This is a genomic window from Psychrobacter sp. (assembly GCF_036731945.1).
In the GTDB taxonomy this organism is placed as follows: domain Bacteria; phylum Pseudomonadota; class Gammaproteobacteria; order Pseudomonadales; family Moraxellaceae; genus Psychrobacter.
Genome location: NZ_DAINDI010000015.1, coordinates 44,302 through 44,823 on the forward strand (window position 1 = coordinate 44,302; position 522 = coordinate 44,823).

1 pseudogene is annotated in these 522 nt (G+C 45.6%); it reads right to left on the minus strand.

Annotation, left to right across the window (positions count from 1 at the left end):
• Positions 1 to 522: pseudogene (gene glnA / locus V7D75_RS04790) on the minus strand (glutamine synthetase); the annotation flags it as partial.

The following is a 522-nucleotide window of genomic DNA, read 5'->3' on the forward strand; positions in this document are numbered from 1 at the left end:
AAGAACTCATGGTCATCTTTTAACGCTTGTAATGCAACCTCTAAGTTTTCAGCAACCGTTGGAATGAGTGCTTCTTCTTCTGGCGGTAAGTCATATAAGTTTTTATCAGCGGCTTCACCTGGATGCATTTTGTTTTGAATACCGTCAAGACCTGCCATCAATAACGCTGCAAACGCCAGGTATGGATTGGCTGCTGGATCAGGGAAACGCGCTTCAACACGTACCGCTTTTGGGCTACTAACGTGTGGAATACGGATAGACGCCGAGCGGTTAGACGCTGAGTAAGCAAGCTTGATAGGCGCTTCATAATGCGGCACAAGGCGCTTATAGCTGTTGGTCGATGGGTTGGTAATCGCATTTAAAGCACGGGCGTGTTTGATAATACCACCGATAAAGTATAGTGCGGTTTCTGACAAGCCCGCATATTCATCACCTGAGAAAGTATTAACGCCGTCTTTTGAGATAGAAATATGCACGTGCATACCAGAACCGTTATCACCAACGATAGGTTTTGGCATAAAG